27 protein-coding genes are annotated in these 25,092 nt (G+C 38.1%); 24 read left to right on the top strand and 3 right to left on the bottom strand.

Annotation, left to right across the window (positions count from 1 at the left end; all coding sequences use genetic code 11):
* Positions 1-158 precede the first annotated feature (158 nt).
* The 5 genes from FLK20_RS03990 to FLK20_RS03970 all read left to right on the top strand — a co-directional run bounded on the left by FLK20_RS03990 (position 159) and on the right by FLK20_RS03970 (position 4,851).
* The gene (locus tag FLK20_RS03990) at positions 159-896 is read left to right on the top strand and encodes a Cof-type HAD-IIB family hydrolase (RefSeq protein WP_152655267.1); all 738 of its coding nucleotides are present in this window, start codon (positions 159-161) and stop codon (positions 894-896) included.
* A 530-nt stretch (positions 897-1,426) separates the two neighbouring features.
* Positions 1,427-1,609 carry a cold-shock protein gene (locus FLK20_RS03985; RefSeq protein ID WP_152655266.1) on the top strand — a complete coding sequence of 61 codons (183 nt, stop codon included), beginning with the start codon at positions 1,427-1,429 and terminating at the stop codon, positions 1,607-1,609.
* A 184-nt stretch (positions 1,610-1,793) separates the two neighbouring features.
* The gene (exaC, locus tag FLK20_RS03980; RefSeq protein ID WP_152655265.1) at positions 1,794-3,314 is read left to right on the top strand and encodes an acetaldehyde dehydrogenase ExaC; all 1,521 of its coding nucleotides are present in this window, start codon (positions 1,794-1,796) and stop codon (positions 3,312-3,314) included.
* Between the two features lie 388 nt (positions 3,315-3,702).
* Complete coding sequence (locus tag FLK20_RS03975; protein ID WP_152655264.1) at positions 3,703-4,068, top strand: DUF779 domain-containing protein; 366 nt, start codon at positions 3,703-3,705, stop codon at positions 4,066-4,068.
* Positions 4,069-4,398: 330 nt separating this feature from the next.
* Positions 4,399-4,851 carry an IDEAL domain-containing protein gene (locus FLK20_RS03970; protein WP_152655263.1) on the top strand — a complete coding sequence of 151 codons (453 nt, stop codon included), beginning with the start codon at positions 4,399-4,401 and terminating at the stop codon, positions 4,849-4,851.
* Positions 4,852-4,991: 140 nt separating this feature from the next.
* Here FLK20_RS03970 and FLK20_RS03965 read toward each other — a convergent pair whose 3' ends face one another.
* The 3 genes from FLK20_RS03965 to FLK20_RS03955 form a co-directional block, all read right to left on the bottom strand.
* Positions 4,992-6,986: a penicillin-binding transpeptidase domain-containing protein gene (locus FLK20_RS03965; RefSeq protein ID WP_152655262.1), complete on the bottom strand. Its 1,995-nt coding sequence runs from the start codon at positions 6,984-6,986 to the stop codon at positions 4,992-4,994.
* Positions 6,987-7,385: 399 nt separating this feature from the next.
* Positions 7,386-8,345, bottom strand: a complete 960-nt coding sequence (locus tag FLK20_RS03960; RefSeq protein ID WP_152655261.1) for an LCP family glycopolymer transferase — start codon at positions 8,343-8,345, stop codon at positions 7,386-7,388.
* Positions 8,346-9,002: 657 nt separating this feature from the next.
* Positions 9,003-9,656 (bottom strand): YigZ family protein, encoded by a 654-nt coding sequence (locus tag FLK20_RS03955; protein WP_152655260.1) that lies wholly within the window; start codon positions 9,654-9,656, stop codon positions 9,003-9,005.
* A gap of 249 nt (positions 9,657-9,905) precedes the next feature.
* On the opposite strand from FLK20_RS03955, the gene FLK20_RS03950 reads away from it, so the two are divergent.
* From FLK20_RS03950 to FLK20_RS21520, 19 genes are all read left to right on the top strand, one after another.
* Positions 9,906-11,045: a sensor histidine kinase gene (locus FLK20_RS03950; protein ID WP_152655259.1), complete on the top strand. Its 1,140-nt coding sequence runs from the start codon at positions 9,906-9,908 to the stop codon at positions 11,043-11,045.
* Positions 11,046-11,309: 264 nt separating this feature from the next.
* On the top strand, positions 11,310-12,011 hold the full coding sequence (locus FLK20_RS03945; RefSeq protein WP_152655258.1) for a response regulator: 702 nt from the start codon (positions 11,310-11,312) through the stop codon (positions 12,009-12,011).
* Between the two features lie 326 nt (positions 12,012-12,337).
* Entirely contained in the window at positions 12,338-13,180 is an 843-nt protein-coding gene (locus FLK20_RS03940; RefSeq protein WP_152655257.1) for a DegV family protein, read from the top strand.
* Between the two features lie 97 nt (positions 13,181-13,277).
* On the top strand, positions 13,278-14,687 hold the full coding sequence (locus FLK20_RS03935; protein ID WP_152655256.1) for an ATP-dependent helicase ComFA: 1,410 nt from the start codon (positions 13,278-13,280) through the stop codon (positions 14,685-14,687).
* Positions 14,684-15,361 (top strand): ComF family protein, encoded by a 678-nt coding sequence (locus FLK20_RS03930; protein WP_152655255.1) that lies wholly within the window; start codon positions 14,684-14,686, stop codon positions 15,359-15,361. Before FLK20_RS03935 ends, FLK20_RS03930 begins: the two co-directional genes overlap by 4 nt.
* Positions 15,362-15,620: 259 nt before the next feature.
* The gene (locus FLK20_RS03925; protein WP_152655254.1) at positions 15,621-16,043 is read left to right on the top strand and encodes a TIGR03826 family flagellar region protein; all 423 of its coding nucleotides are present in this window, start codon (positions 15,621-15,623) and stop codon (positions 16,041-16,043) included.
* Between the two features lie 52 nt (positions 16,044-16,095).
* The gene (gene flgM / locus FLK20_RS03920; protein ID WP_152655253.1) at positions 16,096-16,359 is read left to right on the top strand and encodes a flagellar biosynthesis anti-sigma factor FlgM; all 264 of its coding nucleotides are present in this window, start codon (positions 16,096-16,098) and stop codon (positions 16,357-16,359) included.
* Positions 16,360-16,392: 33 nt separating this feature from the next.
* A complete protein-coding gene (locus FLK20_RS03915) occupies positions 16,393-16,878 on the top strand; it encodes a flagellar protein FlgN (protein WP_227994852.1) in 486 nt (161 codons plus the stop codon).
* 18 nt (positions 16,879-16,896) lie between these two features.
* Entirely contained in the window at positions 16,897-18,363 is a 1,467-nt protein-coding gene (gene flgK, locus FLK20_RS03910) for a flagellar hook-associated protein FlgK (protein WP_152655251.1), read from the top strand.
* A 9-nt stretch (positions 18,364-18,372) separates the two neighbouring features.
* Complete coding sequence (gene flgL, locus FLK20_RS03905) at positions 18,373-19,242, top strand: flagellar hook-associated protein FlgL (protein ID WP_152655250.1); 870 nt, start codon at positions 18,373-18,375, stop codon at positions 19,240-19,242.
* Positions 19,243-19,519: 277 nt separating this feature from the next.
* A complete protein-coding gene (locus tag FLK20_RS03900) occupies positions 19,520-20,083 on the top strand; it encodes a DUF6470 family protein (protein WP_152655249.1) in 564 nt (187 codons plus the stop codon).
* Between the two features lie 15 nt (positions 20,084-20,098).
* A complete protein-coding gene (gene fliW / locus FLK20_RS03895) occupies positions 20,099-20,545 on the top strand; it encodes a flagellar assembly protein FliW (protein WP_152655248.1) in 447 nt (148 codons plus the stop codon).
* Positions 20,545-20,769, top strand: a complete 225-nt coding sequence (gene csrA, locus FLK20_RS03890) for a carbon storage regulator CsrA (RefSeq protein WP_152655247.1) — start codon at positions 20,545-20,547, stop codon at positions 20,767-20,769. The genes fliW and csrA overlap by 1 nt, the downstream gene beginning before the upstream one ends.
* A gap of 116 nt (positions 20,770-20,885) precedes the next feature.
* Positions 20,886-21,245, top strand: coding sequence for a flagellar protein FlaG (flaG, locus tag FLK20_RS03885; RefSeq protein WP_152655246.1), 360 nt, complete (start codon positions 20,886-20,888; stop codon positions 21,243-21,245).
* A 13-nt stretch (positions 21,246-21,258) separates the two neighbouring features.
* Positions 21,259-22,764 carry a flagellar hook-associated protein 2 gene (locus tag FLK20_RS03880; RefSeq protein ID WP_152655245.1) on the top strand — a complete coding sequence of 502 codons (1,506 nt, stop codon included), beginning with the start codon at positions 21,259-21,261 and terminating at the stop codon, positions 22,762-22,764.
* A 19-nt stretch (positions 22,765-22,783) separates the two neighbouring features.
* Complete coding sequence (fliS, locus tag FLK20_RS03875; protein ID WP_152655244.1) at positions 22,784-23,185, top strand: flagellar export chaperone FliS; 402 nt, start codon at positions 22,784-22,786, stop codon at positions 23,183-23,185.
* Positions 23,185-23,538, top strand: a complete 354-nt coding sequence (gene fliT / locus FLK20_RS03870; RefSeq protein ID WP_152655243.1) for a flagellar protein FliT — start codon at positions 23,185-23,187, stop codon at positions 23,536-23,538. Before fliS ends, fliT begins: the two co-directional genes overlap by 1 nt.
* Before the next feature lie 355 nt (positions 23,539-23,893).
* A complete protein-coding gene (hpf, locus tag FLK20_RS03865) occupies positions 23,894-24,448 on the top strand; it encodes a ribosome hibernation-promoting factor, HPF/YfiA family (protein ID WP_152655242.1) in 555 nt (184 codons plus the stop codon).
* Positions 24,449-24,754: 306 nt separating this feature from the next.
* Positions 24,755-24,907 carry a hypothetical protein gene (locus tag FLK20_RS21520; protein WP_194165514.1) on the top strand — a complete coding sequence of 51 codons (153 nt, stop codon included), beginning with the start codon at positions 24,755-24,757 and terminating at the stop codon, positions 24,905-24,907.
* Positions 24,908-25,092 lie beyond the last annotated feature (185 nt).

Raw genomic sequence — 25,092 nt, 5'->3', positions numbered from 1 at the left:
TTTCTTTTGCTAAAGAAAGAGTATTTCCTGGGAAATAAAATAGAGTAATTTGTAGAAATCAATATTATTTTCGGCATAGATGTTTCGTTATAGTAGTAAAAATACAGGTAATTCAATTATACTTAAACAAGATAATAGAGAAATGGGGAATGGATGAAATGACAAAACAGATTAAATTAATTGCTTTGGATATGGACGGAACGTTACTAAATCCGGAGCTTGAGGTATCAAAACGTAACCAGGAAGCAATTCAAAAAGCTTTACATCAAGGTATTCAGGTTGTCTTGAGTACGGGACGAGGATTCGATACATGTTATCCATATGCAGAGGAATTAAAATTAAAGACATTTTTAATTACTGCGAATGGCGGCGAAATCTGGACAGTAGAAAAAGAATTGCTTCGTCGGAAACTGCTTGCTACCGATGTTGTAGAGAAATTGTATCAGATTACAGAGGAATTAGGAGTGCGTAGATGGATGATTTCTACGGAAAGAGTTTTTCAAGCGGATGAACTGGTAAATATCGAGGATTATCAATGGTTAAAATTCGGCTGTGCTTCAGAGGATCTGGAGAAATTGCAGAAGGTTAAAAAAAGATTGACAGAATTTGGTGGATTAGAAATAACGAACTCTTTGCCGACAAATATTGAGATTAACCCTGAAGGAGTAAGCAAAGCAAATGCATTGAGCTTTCTTTGTGAGCGCACCGGTATTTCGATGGATGAAATTATGGCAGTTGGCGATAGCCTGAATGACATAAAAATGATTCAACAGGCAGGTATAGGTGTTGCCATGGGGAATGCACAAGAAAAAATAAAAGAGGTAGCTAATGTTATAACAGCCAGCAATAAAGAAGACGGTGTCGGCAAAGCAATTGAAAAATTTGCATTGAAATAGTAAATAGTGAATGATGTCAATCAGCTATTATCATATCTTAATGAATAAAGAGAAATCGGACAGCAAATAAAAAAGCTGTCCGATTTTTTGCATTTTAAGTAGTGCCAGCATCAGTGGTTGAAATATATATAGCGGAGACAGCCAGCTGGTCCAGTGCTTTCCTGATTTTGCGTACCATAGACCGATGAAGCAGTATCAATTAAATTTAGTTTTTCAAATAAAGATATTAATGCAGAGTCTTTAAGAAAACATAAAAGCTTTACACGAATTCATTCTCCGGCTCCAAGCTTATTAACATATCATAAATATAAACCTGAAGCATAAAATAAAAAGTAGAGCATTTCATTTTAAAAGGGAATACAGTATATCCAAAGGGAATTTAGTACAAGCTATAGAAAGAAATAAATGTAATGAGCTCCAGAAAAATCAAAGTGTTATTTATTGAAAAAAGGAAAAAAAGTTGTTATTCTCAAAGGTTTCACTCTTTCAAGAATTAGCGTATACTGTATATAAGGAAGGGAGATGCTATGATGTCTTTTTCTCGTGGACCCAAAGAACCAGTACCAGAGGTTGAAACGAGTGTATGGTCGTGTACTCAAGAAGATTGTCAAGGATGGATGAGAGAATCATTTAGTTTTGAAGATGAACCGAGTTGCCCTTTATGTCAATCTGAAATGGCAAAAGAGGTTCGCGTAATTCCTGAATTGAAGTAAATAGTATCTCTATTATTTGCTGTAGAAAAGCTTCTGTATGTTTACATACAGAAGCTTTTAGCCTTTAAAAAAATAAATAGTTGAAATTATTGTAAAAGTAGAATAAAATTTGCTATACTGTAATAACAAATTAATACGAGATGAATATCCGAATGTAATCGCTTACAAAAAGGAGGAGTTTATAATGAGGTATGCTAATCCGAATACAGAAGGGGCTATTGTAAACTATGAAAAACGTTATGATAACTACATTGGAGGGAAGTATCAGCCGCCGATAAAAGGAAATTACTTTGAGAATACAACTCCGATTACAGGCGAAGTGTTTTGTGAAATTGCCCGTTCGACCAAGGAGGATGTTGATGCAGCCATTGATGCAGCACACAAAGCAAAGGATGCATGGGGACAAACCTCTGTCGCAGAGCGTGCCCTTATTTTACATCGTATTGCTGACCGGATGGAAGAGAATTTAGAAAAATTGGCAGTAGCAGAAAGCTGGGAGAATGGAAAAGCAGTCCGTGAAACATTAGCTGCAGATATTCCATTGGCGATTGACCATTTCCGTTATTTTGCAGGAACGATCCGGGCACAGGAAGGGACTTTGAGCCAAATTGATAATGATACGGTTGCCTATCATTTTCATGAACCATTAGGAGTTGTTGGTCAAATTATTCCTTGGAATTTCCCGATACTCATGGCAACGTGGAAGCTCGCACCAGCACTGGCTGCCGGAAACTGTGTTGTATTAAAACCCGCTGAGCAAACACCAGCATCTATTCATGTCTTATTAGATTTAATTAAGGATTTATTGCCGGCTGGTGTTGTAAATATTGTAAATGGTTTTGGTGTAGAGGCAGGAAAACCACTTGCAACCAATAGCCGGATTGCGAAAATTGCTTTCACAGGAGAAACAACAACAGGACGGCTTATTATGCAATACGCTTCTGAAAATATTATTCCGGTAACATTGGAGCTCGGTGGAAAATCGCCAAATATATTCTTTGAGGATATACTGGATAAGGATGATAGCTTTGTAGACAAGGCCATTGAAGGAATGGTGATGTTTGCTCTGAACCAGGGAGAGGTTTGCACATGTCCGTCCCGTGCCCTTGTTCATGAATCGATTTATGACCGCTTTATGGAAAAGGCAATTGAACGGGTCAAACAAATTAAGATCGGCCATCCGTTAGATACTGAAACGATGATGGGAGCACAAGCTTCTGAAGAGCAGTTTGAAAAAATTAAATCTTATCTTGATATTGGTAAACAGGAAGGTGCAGAGGTTCTTGTCGGCGGGGACGTAAATAGGCTCGATGGAGAACTGGCTTCAGGATATTATGTGCAGCCAACGATTTTCAAAGGTAATAACAAAATGCGTATTTTCCAGGAGGAGATTTTTGGGCCAGTACTATCTGTAACTACTTTTAAGGATAAGGAAGAGGCGCTTGAAATTGCAAATGATACTCTTTATGGACTAGGCTCCGGTATCTGGACGCGTGATATGAATACGGCATATCGCTTTGGTCGCGGCATTCAAGCTGGACGTGTTTGGACAAATTGTTATCATCAATATCCTGCACATGCAGCATTTGGAGGCTATAAAAAATCAGGAATCGGCAGAGAGAATCATTTAATGATGCTGGAGCATTATCAGCAGACAAAAAATTTGCTGGTTAGCTATAGTGAAGGACCTGCTGGTTTGTTTTAACGTAAAGCGCCCTTACAGGCTAAGAACGCGACGTCGTGTTCTTAGCCTGCACTAGCACATCGTGTGCGTCGAAAAACGCAGAGATTGCGCCCCCGTTTCTTTGGGGGTGGTTCAACTTTAGTTGAACTCTCTTCTTTTAGAGATAAAGGAAACACGATGACGATAGGAGTCGATGTTGACTTATCGTAGGGCGTGCTAGTTTTTGGCGCTTGGAGATGGACATGGCAAGAATTAAATCACGCATGCTCATATACTTTCCTATTCTCTGAGAAAACGATTTTTATAAGCTGCAGATTGGTAGGCATATGATTATACATATGCCTGCCATAATATTCTAAGCAGGTAAATTTTCTTTTATGCAGTTCGTTAAATGAAGGAGGTATTTTCCATGGTAGACAGAGTCGTTGCGACACAGGATGCACAAGATTTGATGGAAAAACTAAAAGATATTCACGGTCCGCTTATGTTCCATCAGTCCGGAGGCTGCTGTGACGGAAGTTCGCCAATGTGTTATCCTCTTGGTGAATTTAAAACCGGTGATTCAGATGTTTTATTAGGAAAGCTTCCAGGAGATATTCCATTTTATATTTCTAAAGATCAATATGCTTATTGGAAGCATACCCAGCTTATTATTGATGTTGTCAATGGAAGAGGTGGAATGTTTTCTTTAGAAGGACCTGAAGGAAAACGGTTTTTAACCCGCTCCAGAGTATTTACAGAGGAAGAAGCAGAAGAGTTAAATGCATGTTTATAACATTCCATTTTATACGGCTGGAAAAATGGATTAACACCAAAGTAAATGGTTAAATATATGGTGGAAACCAGCTGGGGTAGTGTTTTTCGGGGGAACGATTACTTCCCCCGCTATAACCCGTCACAGCGGTTGCCTTTATCCATGTAAAGCCGGTTTGTCCATCGCAGATCTTGGTGAAGATCCAGGGAAATGGTATGGATGACAAAGGATTGAAGAAAATTAAGTTTTCGAAACAATTAAAATGCTTTTCTTGATTTTTTCAGGAATATTAGATAAAATGAATTAACAGAAAATTTAGATGTATATTCTAAATTTGAGGGGGGATAAAAGATGGTTACTGTTAAGATGTTAAAGCCTTATTATGTGAAGACAGAAGAAAAATGTATCCGGATTATTTTAGCATATCAGTACTTCTCGATTATTATGAATAAGAAAGTATATCAATTTATCCCTGTAAAATCTTCGGAGGTTCGTATTAATCGCAAGACGAAGGAAATTGAAAATATGGATGATGTCTTTGCTTTTCAAAAAGGGAAAGAAGTGCTGACTATTTCCATGTCACAATTAGTTTCTATACCCGGCTTTCTACAGATGCTTCATCGAATTGCAGAATCTTATTATCTGCCAGAGGATACGGAGGCAGTTTCAGAACAGCAAAGAGCGTTAGACCAATTGATATCCGAATTAGAGTATGAAAATGTAAAAAGGTTGATCGATAAAGCCATTGATAATGATGATAAAGAAACATTTTTAGAATTAACAAATACGTTAAATAATCATTAAATTCATAGTTATTTCGATTTAGCTGTTTGGCAGACAACCATTCTGCCGGGTGGCTTTTTTTATACATGAAGACAGCATAAAAAGGGGGGCTTGAGCATTTACAATTGCTCGGCCCCCTTTCAAAATAGGCATTCATTTCATTAATCTTTAATGTCCATTAAAATCTTTGTTGCTTTTTCAACTCCAGAGCTGCGATCATTATTTTTGGTTCCTTCTACCATGATGGCGATCATTAAATCTTGATCGTCTGTCGGGTAGCCGACGAAAAAGCTATTCTCATCCCCGCCATCCTCACCGGTTAATTTTAATTCTGCTGTTCCTGTTTTACCGGAGATAGGAAAATCAGCTTCCTCAGCAGCACTGCCTGTTCCTTCTGTAACGACCTTGCGCAGCGATTCCTGGATATCATCAGCTTGTTCTTCTGTAACCAGGGCTTCTTTCCAAATCTGGCCCGTTTCTTCATCTGTTAATAAAATCGGTTGAATCATATCCCCGTCATTCAAAAAGGCTGAATAGGCGGTTGCCAGATGTAATGCGCTCATTTCAATTTCACCCTGTCCATAGCTTGTATGCGCCAATAAATACGTATCATCTAAGTTATCTGAATTAGAAATGGAAGAATCCGTAATAGGATAGGTGTAAGGGAACTCTTCACCAATTCCGAAGCTGTGCAATCCTTCTACAAAAGCACTGCCACCCATTTCCACAGCCTTCATTGCGAAATAAATATTATCTGAACGTATCAAAGCATCATCTAAATCAACAGGTCCGTTAGAGGTCGATACGCGTGTTACTTTATAATCTTCCCACTGGAGTCCTTCAATTTCAATACCCTCATCATATACGATTGTTTCATTTTTTAGACCGATTGCTCCAGTGATCGGTTTAATAACAGAACCTGGTGCAAAAGTAGAAGAAAAACGGTTCAGCATTGGCTGTAATTCATTCTCCTCCATGTTGCTCCAAAAGTTTGCAGATGTACCATACAGAATATCATTTGGATCAAATGATGGGCTGCTTACTAAAGCCAATGTTTCACCAGTTTTCGGGTCAATGACAGCAGCATTGCCCGGGTCCCCATCAAATCCTTGGAAAACCTTATCTTGAATATTAATATCGATGGTTACCGTAATATTTTTTCCATCCTTAGCCTCTTTTTCAGCTAAAATGATGTTTTCTTTACCTTCTTTGGCAACTTGAATGACTGCTCCTTTGCTACCGCGAAGCTCTTCTTCAAATAAACTTTCTAATCCTCGCGCACCAATTTTGTCAGAAGATGTATATTCTGTTGAATCCAGCTCATCCAGATCCTCAGCATTTACTGAACGAAGGTATCCTACTAAGTGCGCAGCAATTTCGCCCTCCGGATAAACTCTGCCATTCGTTTCACGGTAAGAAACTCCTTCGATTGCATTTAATTCCTGAACTGTATCTGAATTATCTGGAAGAATGGTTTTCAAAGGTACAAATAAATCATCTTCTACCCATTCTGCCTCGATACTGGCATTAACGGATTCTACAGACATTCCCAGTAAGCGGGCGATTTCCTCACGTTTTGCTTCATTTTCTCCTAATTCACTGGGAATAACGCCAAATTCATATACAGTATCGTTAATGGCGAGTGGAATTTGGTTTTTATCAAGAATTTCCCCTCTGACCGGATGATCGGGAGAAATGAGAATTTTTCCACCATCTGCAAGCTCCGGAAAGATAAAGCCGGAATCCCAATTAATTAACCAGCTGTCTGCTTCATCTTCTCTTTCTATTAAGGCAAGTTCAGCTTGATAATCAAATGAAATTTCACCAGCTATGGTATTCATAGTAACAGAGAAGGGAATTGTTGCTATCCCATCGTCATACGCATTGGCAATCTCTCTCTCTTCTAATTCCTGTACATTCATTTCAATATCAGAAGCAGAAATATCCGCATATAATTTTTCTAAGCGCAGAGAAGAATCTTCTTCACTATATGTATCCTTTGTTTCTTGTGAGAATAGATTATACAAAGATTCATAGTCTCCTTCTTCTAAAGCTTCTGCATATTGATTTAACGTATTCGTCGGGTCGGTTTGTTCTTTAGAGCACCCGGCTAACAGGGCAATAAAAAGAATAAGCCATAAACTTTTTTTCCACATTTTCTAACCCCCATTAAAAAATATCTCTTTACGTAGAATTATACCATGTTCTACATTTTATATAGAATACATCGATCAAAAGCCATAAAATTTTAAAATATAGTAGATTTAAAAAATAATAAGCAGTTCCTGTTGAAAGCGTGCACATCGTATAAGCAGCATATCATTTACCAATACACAAAAAGCATTATTAGACGGAAAATGCTTCTTTTCTGTGTTTCTTTAAATTTTAATACAGCCTTAAAGTTTAAAAAAAGACGAAGAGATTGTGAGAAAAAACGTCACACTGTAAACCAGGTGACGTTTTGTTTTCGGGTTGAAAGCAGCTGTTTATTTGTTTTGAAAACATCTCAAAGTGCTTCTCATTTTGAACAACCTTTATAAGCAATGACAGCTTCTTTATTCCTGTTCCATATGTTCTGTAATCGCTGAATGGATACGATTGAATTCGTCATCGGATACAACATAGTACCAGGTACCGCTAATAGTTTGACCATCTCCGGCGATTTCCATCGTTTCTACATTTTTTCGTGTACCGCTATAATCTGTGAATAATGTCTGTAATCGATCCATATCTAAATCAGTCTGGACATTACTTCCTAAAATATCCAGAATATTTCCTGCTCTCGTAATGCTTGAAAAGCTGGCTGCTTCATTCATTGCAGCAACAATAACATCACGCTGACGTTCATTTCTTCCCATATCACCGCGGCTGTCTTCGTATCTCATACGAATATAAGAAAGAGCCTCTTCACCATTTAAAGTGATATTTCCTTCATTGAAATTATGTCCATCTTGAGAGAAAGCCATGCTGTTTTGAACTGTAACACCACCTAAAGCATCAATACCCTGCTGAAAGCCTTCCATATTTACACGTACATAGGAATGAATCGGCAAATCAAAGGCTTCCTCCACTGTCTCCACAGAGAGCTGTGTACCGCCTCCGGTTTGGGCAGCTTCGCCAAATGCGTAAGCGTGGTTAATTTTATCCATTCCACGGCTTGGAATATTTACATACGTATCACGGGGAATACTTAACATAAGCATAGAGTCTGTTTTAGGATTTAAGGAAAGCAGGATCATTGTATCTGAACGGCCAACATCTCCTTCACGCTCATCTACACCCAGCAGTAAAATGTTAACTGCATCTGCATCCTTGTAAAGACGGTTGATTTCTTCTTGCCGTCCTGGATCATTATCCCTATCTAATGGAGTGTGCATAGAATCAACAACTTTACCAACTTGATTCCAAATAAAGAAAGCTCCTCCGCCAATTACTAAAATAAAAAACAGAATGATTCCACCAACAATAAATGGCCATTTTTTTCTTTTACGATTTCTATCCTTTAATCTAGACACGAATATATTCTCCTCTATTCTTTCCTGAATTTAAAACAATTTTTACTGAGTGTCAGAAAAAATAAATCTGTAATAGATTATATCGAATTTTAGATTAATCGTCTATGTTTTGAACAAATTTATTATTTCAGGAAATCAGATAAGCTGGCGTTCTGATTCATTCAGGCTGAAGCGATGGGAAAGAGGAATCCGTTTAAGTTTGTGACAGAGGTTATCAGCTCTGTGAAAAATATGTCTGTGTCGAAAAATGTCCGTTGAATTGAAGTTTTACTTTATCTGTTCCGGTGAGTAAAAAATTTAGCAAAAAGAGTGGACAACAAATATATTTTTGTATAGAATTACGTTTAGTGAGAAAATTCACTATAGAATGCAGTGTTATGTATTTGCATTTTGGTGTGAAAGTTCAGCAACTGTGAGCGTATATTTTAGAAAAAATTTAAAGGCGGTAGATGAATGAGCAGGGAGCAAGAACAATATCAAAAAATCTTGAAAAGAGTCATTCATGATACGGAAAACCAAAAAGTAAATTCAATGGATGAAATCATTCAATTGCTTATAAGGGAAATATCTTTAAACACAAGTATAAAAAGAAGCTATTAAAGAGGATGTTCAAATAAAAGCTCTGTCGGATTATCAAGCAATCTGACAGAGCTTTTATTAGGTAGAAGGCGTATTATTCACTTCTATTTCGACATATTTTTGATGAAGTAACTCCATTTCTGCCTGCGCATTTGTCATTTCTGTCATCCATTCTTGGAAAGCATCGGCTTCTTCTGCTTTGACATAAATAATAAATGCTACATTCTCAAGATAATGAATATCTTCCAGAATGTATTTCGGTTGCTGACGAATTTCATTTTCCAGCTTGCCGAGTAAGGTGTATTCTACTGTTATGGAAATTCCTTGCATCAATTCCCGACGGACGATACCAGTTGTTTTAATACCTTGTGTTGTTGCAGAGCCATAAGCACGGATAAGACCGCCTGCACCAAGTTTGATGCCGCCAAAATATCTTGTTACGACAACAGCAGTATCCTTTAATCCTTTTTTCTTTAACACTTCCAATATAGGAACACCCGCAGTCCCGCTTGGTTCTCCGTCATCATTCGCTTTTTGAATATGATCTGTCTCACCTATAATATAAGCAGAGCAATTATGAGTCGCATCCCGATGCTCTTTTTTGATAGATTGAATAAATTCCTGCGCTTCCTCTTCGGATTCAACCCGTTTAACATTTGCAATAAAACGTGACTTTTGAATGACAATTTCATCTGTACCCTGCTGATTTACGGTATAGTAAGTTGATAGCATTACTTTTTCACCTCATAATATTTGAATATGGAACGAGATTTATAAGGAATTATAATTAGTGCGAGACTTAAGTGCCGCCGGGGGAGTATAGTATGTTTCCGGGACTTGAGATTATTATCCCGATGAAGCCTGTTAGAGCGGCAGCTTTAAATCTTTCATTCAATATATAAATCCGCGATTAATTTTAGAATAACCTTATAAAATCAATGAAAGTTACGAATAATTATAACATAGGCTGGTGAGTTTCTGATGACAATAAGATTAAGCGGTCAAGCGCTGGATCAAATTATTGAGAATGTGTTACAGATGATTAACCAAAGTAAGGATGAAGTATTTGAAATTACAGAGGAAGGCAGAAAAGAATATGAATACCTTTCCAGGGAATTAGAATCAATAAAAAAGAAAGTAAAGGAGTATATTACAAAAGGGGACAAGCTGGAGAATGAAGTAAAAAGCTATCGTCAAAAGCTTGCTATGGTAAGTAAAGACTTTAAGAAATATTCTGAGGATGAAGTGCGTAAGGTTTATGAAAAAACGCATAATCTTCAAACCAGATTAGTCATTATGCGTGAAGAGGAAAAGCTGCTAAGGAAGCGGCGTGATGAAATAGAAATAAGATTGATAAATCTTACAAATATACTGGAGCGTGGAGAAGATCTTGTTGCCAAAATGGCTGTTATTTTTAATTTTATGAAGGATGACCTGAAACAATTAAATGATATGATTGAAGATGCTAAGGAAAAGCAGGCATTTGGCTTAAAAATCATTGAAGCGCAAGAAGAGGAAAGGAAAAAGCTTTCGCGGGAAATTCATGATGGACCAGCTCAAATGCTGGCCAATGTTTTATTACGTTCCGATATTCTGGACTATGTCGTGAAAAAGGGGTCACCAGAAGATGTTTCCAAAGAGATTAAATCATTACGGGAAAATGTCCGCACTTCGTTACAGGAGGTTCGGAGGATTATCTATGACCTAAGACCAATGGCTCTAGATGATCTCGGACTTATTCCAACAATTCGGAAGTATCTAGACAGATTGACAGAATATCATGATATGCATGTAGAATTTATCATGTTTGGACAAGAAAAAAGACTCGATTCGAAATATGAGGTTGCTTTATTCCGGCTTATGCAGGAAGCGGCGCAGAATGTGATTAAGCATAGTGAAGCAACAGAAATTAAGGTGAAATTAGAGATTTTAAAAGATAGGTTAACCTTAATGGTGATAGATAATGGAAAAGGATTTAATCCTGAGGAAAAAAGTGAAAATTCTTTTGGCTTAATAGGCATGAGAGAACGTGTTGAGATGCTGGATGGCAAATTAGAAATCTCTACAGGAGAAGGAAAAGGAACAACTGTTACAATTAATGTTCCATATTTGTCAACTTAAGTATATAATGTAATAAGGTACTGTAGAGAAAAAGTGTTTTTTGTAGAAAAAGAGAGCGTCTGGACATTTTCATACCGGTGTCATCATTCGTAAGATAAGTAAGCTATTGAGAATAATAAATTGAAACTAGAGAAGACAACAATGACAATCATCATGATATGTATTACAATAGACTTATTTATTAGAGAAAACTATCTATCTATTAATGATTAAGATAAAACTTCAGTTCAATTAGTATCACTAAGTAGAAAAGGAGATATATATATGGACGCACAAAAAGAAGTAAATATTGTATTAATTGATGACCACAAATTATTTCGAGAAGGTGTTAAGCGGATTTTAGAATTTGAACCAGCATTTAAAGTAGTTGCAGAAGGTGATGACGGATCTGATGCAGCTAATCTGGTACAAGATAATAATCCGGATGTCGTGTTAATGGATATTAACATGCCTAAAATAAATGGTGTGCAGGCAACTGCTGATTTGTTAAGACAATTTCCAAATACAAAAATAATCATTCTGTCTATTCACGACGATGAAAATTATGTGACACACGCTTTAAAAACGGGGGCACAAGGCTATCTGTTAAAAGAGATGGATGCAGAAGCGCTTGTTGAGGCAATTAAGGTAGTGAGTGAAGGCGGTTCTTATTTACATCCACGCATTACACATAATTTAGTAAAAGAATATCGTCGTTTAGCACGGGAAAATACTTCCAGTCTGGCGAACAGAAAAGTAGAGCATCGTAAACCGCTTCATTTATTGACAAGACGTGAGTGTCAGGTGCTTCAGCTGCTGGCGGAAGGAAAAAGCAACCGTGCTGTAGCAGAGTCTCTTTATATCAGTGAAAAAACCGTTAAAAATCATGTAAGTAATATCCTTCAAAAAATGAATGTAAATGATCGTACCCAGGCTGTTGTAAGTGCGATTCGAAAAGGCTGGGTAGAAGTGTTTAATGTACAATAAACGATAAAGGAAGCGTTCTGATGCCACATTGTCAGGACGCTTTTTTCGATAAATCTTTATTGAGAAAATCAGGAGGGCTCAGGATCAGCAGAAAGCGTAGTGCTTATCTCTAACAGTTGCCTTGATTAATTTAAATCTGATTTGACGACCACAGGTTCCGGTGCAGAGCCGTAAGAAATAGGAGAAATAACGGACGCTCACGCTGTGATATTGCATTCGATTTTTACGTGAAATTCGTGTAGAATAATGTCAAGTAATCCGTTTCGTATGCAGATATACAACAATAGGAGCAGCATAGTATTAGAAAAGAAAAGGAGTAATAGCTTATGAAGATTGCTGTTATGTCAGATAGTACAGCATATATTACGCCGCAGGAACGTGAAAAATATAATATTCATATGGTTCCGCTGAGTGTTAACTTTCAGGATGGGTCCTATCGGGAAGAACTAGATATTACAACGGAAGAATTTTATCAAAAGCTTAGCCGTGTGAAAGAACTGCCAAGCACCTCACAGCCTTCTGTCGGTGAGGTTACAAAAAAATTGGAAGAATTAGCAGAAGACTATGATGCCGTTATTTCTATTCATTTATCGAGCGGTATAAGCGGTACATACCAGACAATGGTAAGTGCAGGAGAAATGGTGGAAGGAATTGATGTCTATGCCTATGACTCGGAAATCAGCTGTATGGTGCAGGGCTTTTATGCGTTGGAAGCAGCAGCGATGGCTCGGGATGGAGCGTCTGTAGAAGAGATTTTCACGAGAATGGATGAAATGAAAAAAACAGTCCGTGCCTATTTTATGGTGGATGATTTAACGAATCTTCAAAGAGGCGGAAGGCTATCAAATGCACAAGCGATATTAGGCAGCCTGCTGCAAATCAAACCAATCCTTCATTTTGAAAACAAGCTGATTGTCCCATTTGAAAAAATTCGCACAAAGAAAAAAGCGATATCCCGCATCCTTGGTTTATTAGATGAAGAAGTTAATAAAGGGAAGGATTTACGCATTGTATTTATTCATGGAAACGATCAGGCTTATGCAGAGAAATTAGAAGCAGATTTTAAAGCAAAGCATCCCAATATGGAAACATCCATCAGTTATTTTGGACCTGTTATTGGTACACATCTTGGACAAGGCGCTATTGGCGTGGCCTGGTATGCGAAATAAAATAAAGCTTTATTCAGTAGCAGAAAAAGCTTGCTGAATGAAGCTTTCCTCAAATATTTTCAATCCCCTTATATTCTACGGAGGTGTCAGGATAAGTATGGATAAACAGATTGCAATATCCCCTCAGCTTCTCGCGCAAGCATTATCTGGTAAACGAATCTTAGAAGAAGAATTCCCTGTCCCCCAAAAATGTTTTCAAGTTCTCCACTCTACTAAACAAGTCATACCAATACCTGCCATAGAAAGTAAAAAAGGGTCAGCCCAATGTACTCGCTGCGGCAATACAGCCATGCATTATTTTGCAGAATATCCTTGTGGAATCTGTAAGAAAAAACATTTGTACTGCCGAAATTGTATCCAGATGGGCAGGATAAGTGAATGCAAGCCATTGTATATATGGAATGGGACAGAGACAGCCTGGCCGGCGCATGCCGATCCTTTAACTTGGGAGGGACAGTTAACGCGAGCTCAAAGCAGAGCTGCCTTCCAGCTGGAGCAAGCTGTTATCGAAAAAAAACCATCCTATCTCAGCTTTTCGGTATGTGGATCAGGAAAAACAGAGATGTTATTTCCGGCGATTACTGCGGCATTGCAGCGTGGTGACCGTATTGCTTTAGCTTCCCCCCGTGTCGATGTTATCCGGGAATTACTTCCCAGAATGGAGCAAGCCTTCCGAACGGTGTCATTAGAAGCTCTTTATGGAGGGAGTGAGCACCGGGCAGGTAATTCACAGCTGATTTTAGCAACGACGCATCAATTATTGCGTTTCTATCAGGCTTTTGATGTGTTGATTATTGATGAAGTGGATGCTTTTCCATACTATTTAGATAAAAGCTTAATGTATGCTGCCAGACAAGCGGTTAAAAAGCACTCTACGATCCTATACCTCACAGCGACCCCAAGTAAAGATCTCAGACTGCAAATGAAGCTTGGCAAGCTGCCCTATGTGTTCGTGCCTTTACGTTATCACGGACATCTTCTCCCTGTTCCTCAATTTAAATTCTCCTTTAATCTCACCAGGCAGCTGGCAACTAAAAAACTTCCTCACTCCTTTTGCAAATGGCTTATGCGCAGACAAAACCCGAAGCGGCAGCTGCTTATTTTTGTACCGAAAATTGTGATGGTAAAGGAATTAAAAGCTGTAATTACTGCTTTACTGCTTAAAACAAATGCAATTTCAGCTGCTGAAGAACTACAAGCTGTTTTTGCAGCAGATCAAGATAGAGAAGAAAAAATTAAACAATTCCGTGATAGAACATTACATGTATTGATTACGACAACGATATTGGAAAGAGGAGTAACCTTTCCTTCCGTCGATGTAGCTGTCTTAGCTGCTGGTCATGAAGTTTTTAATGAAGCAGGGCTTGTTCAAATTGCCGGTCGTGCAGGAAGAAGTGCCGATGATCCATCCGGAGAGGTTATTTTTTTTCATGATGGGAAAACGGATGCAATGGAAAAAGCAAGGCAGTTGATTATAGATATGAATGCAAGGGGGAGGAAGCTTTGAACTTTTGCCTATACTGCTATGAACCATTAGAAAAGTCGCTTACCTGGTCTAATTGGCTGACAGTGGAAAAGAAATCTGTCTTATGCTCAACCTGTGCTGAAAAAATGGAGAAAATCACTGGACAGCGGTGCAAAGTATGCAGCCGGGCGTGGAACAGTTCTCTTTGTTTCGATTGTCAGCAGTGGAGGGAGCTGGGGGATAATATGGAAAGAAACTACTCTATATTTCATTATGATGGTATGGTACGTGATATGATTACGCAATGGAAATTTCGGGGAGATTATATATTAAGAGAGATTTTTCGAAATGAATTACAAATTGCTTTTGAAAAACAATTTGCAGGGAATGATTCCTCTTTAGCCATTGTGCCGGTTCCGTTAAGTAAAAATAGGATGAGCGAGAGAGGTTTTAATCAGTCGCTGGCTCTTGCAGAAATGCTGGATGCTCCCGTAAAGCAAGTATTAGGGAGAAAAACAGGCGAAAAGCAGGCAACCAAAAATCGGAAAGCCCGTTTAAAAAGGGATAATCCTTTCTTTACTACAGAGCCATTGCAGCAAGCTGCGTTGATTGTTGATGATATTTATACAACAGGGACAACTATACGGCAAGCGGCACAGCAATTAAAGCTTCATGGCTGCCCAGCAGTGTATTCATTAACGATAGCAAGGAGTTAATGGTGCAGATTGAAGCAGCAGCGCAGCCGCTCCCCAAATGGGTGAGTGATTTGCTATAATAAAGAGAAACCATTATATCAATAGTTAATTTTAGTGAAGAGCTATATAAAATAAACCTTTTTTACTATTAACAAAAGCAGCAATAGTGACGATGATATAAATAGGTAAAGGCATTTCGTGAAAAATTATATTAACTGCAGTATATACAAATGAAAAATTCCTTCCTGAGTAAGATGTAAAACGGAGAGGAGAAACAGCAATGGGAGAACTGGCAAACTGCGAACGATGTAATCGTGTGTTTGTAAAGCAGCTTAGAGGAATATGCAATGAATGTTATCAAAAAGAAGAGGCGGATTTCAGAACGGTATATAACTTTTTAAGGAAACGGGATAATAGAAAAGCTACCATTAGGCAGATTGTAGCAGCAACAGGTGTGGATGAAAGCCTTATCTACAAATTTATCCGGGAAAAAAGGCTCCAGCCTTCAAGCTTCCCGAACCTGTCCTACCCTTGTGAAAGATGTCAGCAGCCTATAACAGAAGGCAGTCTATGTGAGTCATGCCAAACACAATTGAAGGAAGATCTAATACAGCATGATGCAGTGGAATCCATTCAGAAAAAAGGATTGAAAGAAGAAAAAGAAGCAACCTATTATGCAAAAGGGGAATGGAAGAAAGACTAATATTATCACGATCGAACCAAAAAATTATTTATGACTGGAAGGGGTGCAGAAAATGAAAATACATGGACCAAATCCAACCAATTTTAACCCATATAAACAAGCATTTAAAGATAAGCAGGCGATAGAGTCCGCAGCATCTAAGAAGGACAGTATTGAAATATCAAATGAAGCAAAGAAACTGCAGAAGCAGGAACAGCCTAATGAAGCACGTGCAGCCTATGTGAATGAAATCAAACAAAAGATTGCCAACAATCAATACAGTATTGATTATGAAAAGGTTGCTCAGAAAATGCATGATTTTTGGACTGGTAAGTAAGGGAACACAGTCAAAGGAGGAAGCGATGTGAGCATGCAGCTGATTCATGCCATGAATGATTTAACGGCCACACACAAAGATTTACTGGAATTGTCCAAGCGGAAGACGGAAGCGTTGACGAATAATAAACTGGATGAATTTCAGGCATTGCTTTTAGAGGAGCAGAAATATATCCGTCAACTGGAGCAGCAAGAGTCGAGCAGGCAGAAAATTGTAGAAGCGTGGAATGAAGAACAGTCTTCTCCAGCGGCGCTAGACTCTCTGACCATTACAGGAATTCTGAGCAGACTAGGTGAAGAAGAACAAGGAAAAGCAGAAGCTTCTGCAATAGCATTAACAGATGTTATTACGGAATTAAAAAGGCAGGAACTGTTAAACAAAGCATTACTGGAAGAATCGATGAAGTTTGTTCAGCTTTCGATGGATTTAATGAACCCGACTATAAAATCAATGAATTATGGAGCTGCATCCACGACAGATAAGGTGCCCAATCGTTCCTTATTCGATTCGAAAGCATAGAAAAGGAGAGAAGAATGAATGAGCACGTTTAGAGGTTTAGAAATGTCACGTCAGGCATTAAGTGTACAGCAAAGTGCTTTATATACAACAGGGCATAATATTTCTAATGCCAATACACCGGGGTTTACCAGGCAGCGTGTGAATATGCAGGCAATGAGTGCCTATCCGACACCGGGGATGAACAGTCCGCATATACGAGGTCAAGTAGGAACAGGAGTAGAAGTTGGTTCTGTCCAGCGTATTCGTAACCAGTTTTTAGATACACAGTTCCGGTCAGAGAATGCATCTGTCGGCTACTGGTCTGAACGGACAGCAGCACTTTCAAGAATGGAAAATTTATTAAACGAGCCAAGTGATACAGGTATAGAAGCTGCGATGAGTGATTTTTGGAGTGCTTTGCAGGAAGCGGCTAAAGATCCGGAACATCATGGTGCACGTGCCGTAATATTGCAGAGCGGCAAAGCATTAGCAGATACGTTTAATCACATATCATCTTCTATGAATACAATACGTACAGATTTACAAAAAGAGGCAGAAAATACGATTGATAGGGCAAATGCAATGATTGACCAGCTGGAATCAATCAATGCCCAAATCAAAAAGCTGGAAACACATGGCTATAATGCAAATGATTTATATGACAGACGCGATAATATTTTAGATGAACTGTCAGAAATAGTGAATATTGAAGTAGAATACGATGGCAGTCATATTCCTGCTGGCAGGCAGGGAGAAGGTGCCGCGACCGTAAAAGTCATCATTGCAGATGGTGAGCCGGTGACCTTGGTGAATGGTGTCACCGGAGAGACGCAGAAGATAGATGCTCCGGAATATACAGAGATAGATGGAATGAAAGTATTTGAAAGTATTAACGTAGGCGGGGTGGATATTACCTCCTCTCAAGGGACGATCCAAAGCTATGTACATGCTTCCGGATATGCTGAAAACGGTGAAGTAAAAGGAGCTTATCCGGAAGTACTTGAGAAGCTGGATAATCTGGCATATGCTATTGTCAAAAGCTTTAATGATCTTCATGAAGGTGCGGGAGGCGAGCCATTCTTTGGAGAATTAGACGGTGCAGCAGGAGCTGCCGGAAAAATTGCCGTTACTTTGGAAAATTATAAAGATATTATTGTTTCATCAGATGGAAATACAGGCAATGGAGATTTAGCAAGAGCATTAGCTAATATTTTTACAGAAGCAAATGAGGAGCTGGACAATACTTCTATTAACAGCTATCTGGAAGCGATTATTGGTGAAGTGGGTGTGGATACCAGGCATGCTATGACAATGTTAGACAGTACAGCGACATTACAGCACCAGGTGAATAACCAGCGCCAATCGATCAGTGCTGTTTCCTTAGATGAAGAAATGACAAATATGATTAAATTCCAGCATGCTTATAATGCAGCTGCCCGCGGAATGACAGCGATGGATGAACTGATAGATACCATTATTAACCGAATGGGACTAGTAGGAAGGTAGGTTAGAAAAATGCGTGTAACTCAAAGTATGCTTTCCAATAATTTATTACGTAATTTAACACATAACAGTACGCAAATGAATAAGTATATGGATCAGCTGTACTCTGGAAAAAAAATATCAAAGCCTTCGGATGATCCGATGATTGCAATGAAGGGTGTTTCTTATCGATCTGAATTAGCGAGAATTAAACAATTTGAAAGAAATACTTCCGAAGTGAACAGCTGGCTGGATAATACGGATGCAGCAGTTGACCAGGCAAACCACGCCATGCAGCGCTTAAGAGAGCTGGCTGTTAAGGCAAGTAATGGAACCAATAGCAGTGATGAGTACCAGAGTATTTTAGAAGAGGCAAAGCAATTAAAAGAGCATTTAGTCGATATTGCTAATACCAATGTGAATGGAAAATATATTTTTAATGGTACAAATTCAAATACACCGCCAATAGATGAAAATGGAAGCATTACTTTTTCAGGCGGTGATGTGCTTATTGAGGTTTCAAGTGGTATCACTGTCAAAGCAAATACGAATGGATCCACTGTCTTCGGAGAAAATGGAGAGTTATTTGATACAGTAGATAATTTTATTAATCGTCTGGAAAGTGGAGAAAATATTGAAGAGAGTCTTAATGAATTAGACGCTTCCATTGGGAGTGTTCTTGATGCACGTGCAGAAATTGGAGCTCGTATGAATCGCTTGGAGCTTGTTGAAAATCGTTTAGCCGATCAAAAAATCGTAACGACAAAAACGTTATCTGATAATGAAGACGTTGATTTTGCTGAGGCAATCACAAATTTAATCACACAAGAGAGTTTACATCGGGCAGCACTTTCAGCAGGTTCCCGGATTATCCAGCCTTCTTTAGTTGACTTTTTACGTTAATGACCATGCACCCTGCCCATTTTTTGAGTGGAGCAGGGTATTTTTAAAGAAAACTTGGTAAGCCAACCTTGAAGAGGCGGAGAATTTGCTTAGCTGGGGCTGGGACTGCGATTACTCGTCCCACCGAAGAGCTTTTGCGATTACTCACCCCATTAAAATCGTTGCACTTATACTTTATTTCTTAAAGCTTTAATCCTCTTTAAAATGTAAAGAAATTCCTGTAATTCAAGCAGTACCAATCCTATAGTGCGAAAAAACTGATAATGAGGGAATAGTGATGGAGATTCCACAAATTAGAATATATTCACAGCTGGCAAAAATTAAAATACAAACGGATCCGGCACAATTACATATATTACAGCCGGCTGGTGATTTGACAATCAGACAGCCCAAAGCAGAGGTCTCTATGCGTACTAGACCGGGGAGACTCAGCATCGATCAGAGTCAGGCATGGGAGGAAATGAACTTATTAAGTGCGAAAAAAAGTATTGCCAAAAATGCTCAGGCAGGACAGCAGGCAGCTGCTGAAGGAACTGCCAGAAGAGCGCGGCAAGGTGATGCTTTAATGCGAATTGAAAATCATACAGAATCAATCAAGGTACAAGCAATAGAAAATGGCTTTTCCCGGCAAAAAAGATTGGGACTTACATTTATCCCTTCTACCTTTGCTGTTAAGACCTCCTATCAACCGGCAGAATTAGAGATTCAGGTTCAAACACATCGGCCAATCATTGAAGGACGTGCCAACCGGCCAGTAATGCAATATACACCTGGAAGCATAAAAACTTCTCTTGCACAGCGGCCGGAGTTAACAATAGAAGTAGTCAATATAAAAGTATAAGGAGTGTACACCGCGATGAAGATGACATCTGCTTATTTAGGTGAAATTGAAGTTAATGAATCAAAAATAATAACATTTCCATCAGGAATACCTGGATTTTCAGAGTCCAAACAATTTGTGCTGCTGGAATTTCCTGATAATCAAATTTTTCATATATTACAATCGGTCGATAATGTGAAGCTGGCTTTTATCATTACCGATCCTTATTATTTATATCAGGAATATACTTTTGAACTGGAAGCTTCTACCCTGGAGCTATTAAAGATAAAGGATCGCAATGATGTAGCTATATATACGATCGTTACCGTAAACAAACCTTTTGCGGCCAGTACGATGAACTTAAAAGCGCCAATCGTAATTCATGTAAAGGAAAACCTGGCAAAGCAGGTCGTCCTGCAAAAGGAAGATTATTCTTCCAGAGCTCCAATCAGTCTATCTCTTCATGAAAAGGAGGAGAAATAATGCTTGTGCTCTCCAGAAAAAGAAATGAAGCCATTCAAATCGGCGATGATATTGAAGTGGAAGTAATCGCTGTTGAGGGCGATCAAGTCAAGCTTGGTATTCGTGCTCCAAAGTCGGTAGATATCTATCGTCATGAAATCTATGCAGATATTAAAAATCAAAATAATCAGGCAGCACAAATTGATCAAAACCTCTTTGAATTCTTAAAAGGAGAAAAACTGTAGCTACTGGAATTTCCGGTTTTCTGCGTTTTAAGCAGCCTTTAAAAATATTACATGTAATCCTTTAGATTTCAAAATAAAAGCCGATATAAAAGATAAACAGTAAGGAGTGTAACCTAATGGTTGTAAATAAAACTGGAGTTCAGGATACTTCATTTATCCCTCATTCCATTAAGACTGTTACATCACCCGCTGCTTTACAATCTGACTTGAAAGAAAAAGAAACAGCTTTGAAAGAAGAGAACAAAGTAGTGAGTAAGGAGAAAGTAGAGCAAGTTATTGATAAAATGAATGGTTTTTTAGAGCCTGTCAGAAGAAATGTAAAGTTTGAAATGCATGAGAAACTGGAAAAATATTATGTTACTGTTGTCGACGCAGATAAGGATGAAATCATACGGGAAATCCCGCCGAAGAAGCTTTTGGATATGTATGCAGAAATGGCTGATTTTATGGGACTGTTAATTAATAAAAAAATATAAGAGGTGAGGGAAAATGCGAATTGGCGGATTGGCAAGCGGAATTGATACAGAATCTATTATTAGAGATTTAATGAATGCAGAAAGAATGCCGCTCGACAGACTTCATCAGGATCGGGCAAGATTGGAATGGAAGCGTGATGCTTTCCGGGACGTGAATAAAATGCTGGCTGATTTTGATCGGAATTTGATTTTGAATATGAAACTGAGCGATACATTTAATACAAAAATTATTTCCTCGACACAGGAAGGTGCGGTTCGTGCAACAGGAAATGCAGGTGCGAATAGCGGGACGTACCGGATTAATGTCAGTCAATTAGCAAGTTCTGCGATTAATGTTGGGGAAAAGGGAGTAGATTTTGATACGAATCAGACGTTAAATGAAGCAGGAATTACGGGAGCTATTACATTTAGAACGTATGGAAAAGATAGTTCGTATGGGGAAGACGGTAATAATTACAGAGATCATGTATATGAAATACGGGAAGGCGATAAACTGTCTGATGTTATCAAACGAATTAATGATGATGTAAATAGCCCTGTTCGTATGACCTATGATGAAAATTCGAATAAAGTTATTTTAGAGGCAACAAGGACAGGGATATATAATGAGGGTGGAGCTGAAATTGATTTTGGCTCTGATGAAAGTGGCTTTTTTGATAGATTGGGTCTTGATATAAACAATGAACAAGGTGCTCAAAACGCCAGGTTCACCTACAACGGTGCTTATGAAGTAACAACCCAGGACAATCATTATCAGTTAAACGGTGTTACTTTTCAATTTCTAAACGTTACAGACGGTGAAGCGACTTTAAATGTAACCAATGATATTGACCATACCGTTGAAAAAATCAAAGAATTTGTCGAAGCTTATAATGAAATTGTTGATAAAATTACAGCATCACAGCGTGAACAGGTTTTTCGTGATTACCCGCCATTAACAGATGAGCAAAAAGCAGATATGTCAGAGCGTGAAATTGAACTGTGGGAAGAGAGAGCAAAAAGCGGGATGCTTCGGGGAGAATCATTCTTATCTACCGGCTTATCCAGTATGCGTATGAGCTGGTATGGAACAGTAAAAAATGATGGGGCATTTACCTCTTTAACGCAAATTGGAATTGAAACCTCATCTGACTATATGGATGGCGGGAAGCTGGTTATTGATGAGAAAAAACTTCGAGAGGTGCTTGCTGAAGACTCTGAAAGTGTGCAGAAGCTTTTCTCCAACAATGTAGAAGGGGAAGGCAGAGGGCTAATTAATCGTCTGGAAGATGCTGTAGAGTCTACAATTGGTCAAATTAATCAGCGTGCCGGACGGGCAACAGATGTCAGCTTGGATAGCTATGCATTAGGTAAACGGATGGAAGAAATAAATAGCCGAATTGAGAATTTTGAACGTCGTCTGGAGAAAGTCGAAGCGCGTTATTGGAGACAATTTTCAGCAATGGAGCAGGCTGTTGCCATGATGAATAATCAATCCAATATGCTGATGGCAAACTTCTTCCCGGGACAAGTACAATAATGAAAGAGGGGTGCACGTTATGTCTACCAATAAAGCTTATCAGACATATCAAAATAATTCCGTTAATACAGCAACTGGCGGTGAATTAACACTAATGCTTTATAACGGCTGCATGAAGTTTATAAAACAAGCAAGAAAAGACATGGAAAATAAAGATTTTGCTGCCAAAAATACCAATATCCAAAAAGCGCAAAAAATCATTAATGAATTAATGGTAACTTTAGATATGAAAATGGAGATTTCCCATCAAATGATGCCATTGTACGACTATATGCACAATCTTTTAACAGAAGCTAATATAAAGAATGATTTAGAGAAATTAGAAGAAGCACTTGGCTATACAGAAGAGTTCCGCGACGTCTGGAAGCAGGTTATTCTTAAGGATCGTCAACAGAAATATAAGCAAGGTGCTTCCATCTGATGAACCGGATAGTGCGTATCCACCAAATAACTGAAAGTATGCAGCAGCTATTATCACAGGATATTGGTTCTCATAATCGTGAAGAGGTAATCGGTATATTTCAAGAAAAGATGGAGGAGAGAGGGCAATTGCTTGAGTCGATAGCTCCTCCGTATACAGAAGAGGAAGATAAGCTTGGGAAATCCGTTGTACGAATGAATCAAGAGATTGAGAAAAAAATGCAATACTTATTTCTTGCCTTAAAAAACGAGATGAGACAGGTGCAGCAGCAAAAAAAATCGACAACAAGCTATTCGAATCCATATAAAAATATACAAAGTATGGACGGGATGTTCTTAGATCAAAAAAAATAAAAAATCTATTTAACTACAAAAAGAGATGATGTGTACATTTTGATAAATACGCATTATCTCTTTTTGTATGCTAGATATGTATTTAATTGTAGTTGTATTTGTCAAAAATAATAGAAAGTCATTTGAAAAACCTGCTAAACAGATAAAGAAAAATAAAGATATATCTACGATTCATATATTTTATCTGTTTTATTCGAATTTTGTCAAAAAAACTTTAATCATTACAAGCCTTGTACATAAAGGGGTTTACATCATACGAAAGAAAACGTTTTCAAAAAAATAAGGGTTTAGACAAGAGAAGTTTGTGAAATAGTGCTATAATAAATCTATAAAAGTATAGAAGGAGGACACTTACATGAAATTTAATATTAGAGGCGAGAATATTGAGGTTACAAACGCTATTCGGGAGTATGTTGAGAAAAAGATTAGTAAACTGGAAAGATATTTTGATTCCGCTCCGACTAGCGATGTGCATGTTAATTTAAGTGTCTATAACGATGAACAGCGCATTGAGGTTACTATCCCAATGACAAATCTATTACTGCGGGCTGAGGTACAGCATCTTGATTTATACGCAGCTGTAGACCTGGCCGTAGATAAATTAGAAAGACAAATTCGCAAACATAAAACAAAAATTAATCGCAAGTTCAGACAAAATGGTGCCGCTAAGCATGCATTTGCTGAGTTAGAAAAAGAAGCAAGAGCAGCGTCTGCAGAAGCTGAAAATGAAATTGAACTGGTACGTACAAAACGTTTTAATTTAAAACCAATGGACTCTGAAGAAGCAATCCTGCAAATGGATATGCTTGGGCATAGCTTTTTTGTATTTACCAATGACCAATCAGGAGAAACCAATGTGGTATATAAACGCCGCGACGGGAAATACGGCTTAATTGAACCGCATGTTTAATTTTAAATAGAAAAATATATTTATAGAAAAAGCAGTATACCTTTTCATTCTAAATGAGGCGGTATACTGCTTTTGTTTTATCGTGATTAATATGAATCTATGGAAAATGAATGGTATTTGTCGAAAAAAATATCAATTTAGCTTTTTATTACTCTTTTTGCGGGCGAACTGCCCTTTATTACAGTCAAATATTCAGTTTGCCCTAGACAAACTGAATATTTGACAGCTTAAAAATGCATTTTGCTGATTCGCAAGAAAAAGAAGGCTATGGTATAAACAAATTAGAAAGAAAAAGGAGGCAGTCAAATGCAATATACCGATCAGCGGCTGTTGAATGAATTGGAGCAAAGAGTGAGACAGCAGGAGCATACGATTCAACAATTATTACGCATTGTAGGTTCCCTCAACAAGAATATTGCACAGCTATCCCCTGAACAAAAAGAAAAATTATTAAAGTAGTATAACATTAAATGATACTGCTCTTCGTAAAAACTCCCTCGCAAGACCTCCTCATTTAGAACTGGAATAATCATTTCAGTTCTTTTTTTATCAGACTTTTGAAACAAGCATGTAAAGAGATGTATTGTTAGAAATAGAATGGACAATGTAAGTTGTCATAACGGTTTAGGAAGTGTTATGATACT

The sequence above is a fragment of the Oceanobacillus sp. CFH 90083 genome (assembly GCF_009389585.1).
GTDB lineage: Bacteria > Bacillota > Bacilli > Bacillales > Amphibacillaceae > Oceanobacillus.
This window is presented reverse-complemented; position numbering and strand designations above follow the sequence as displayed.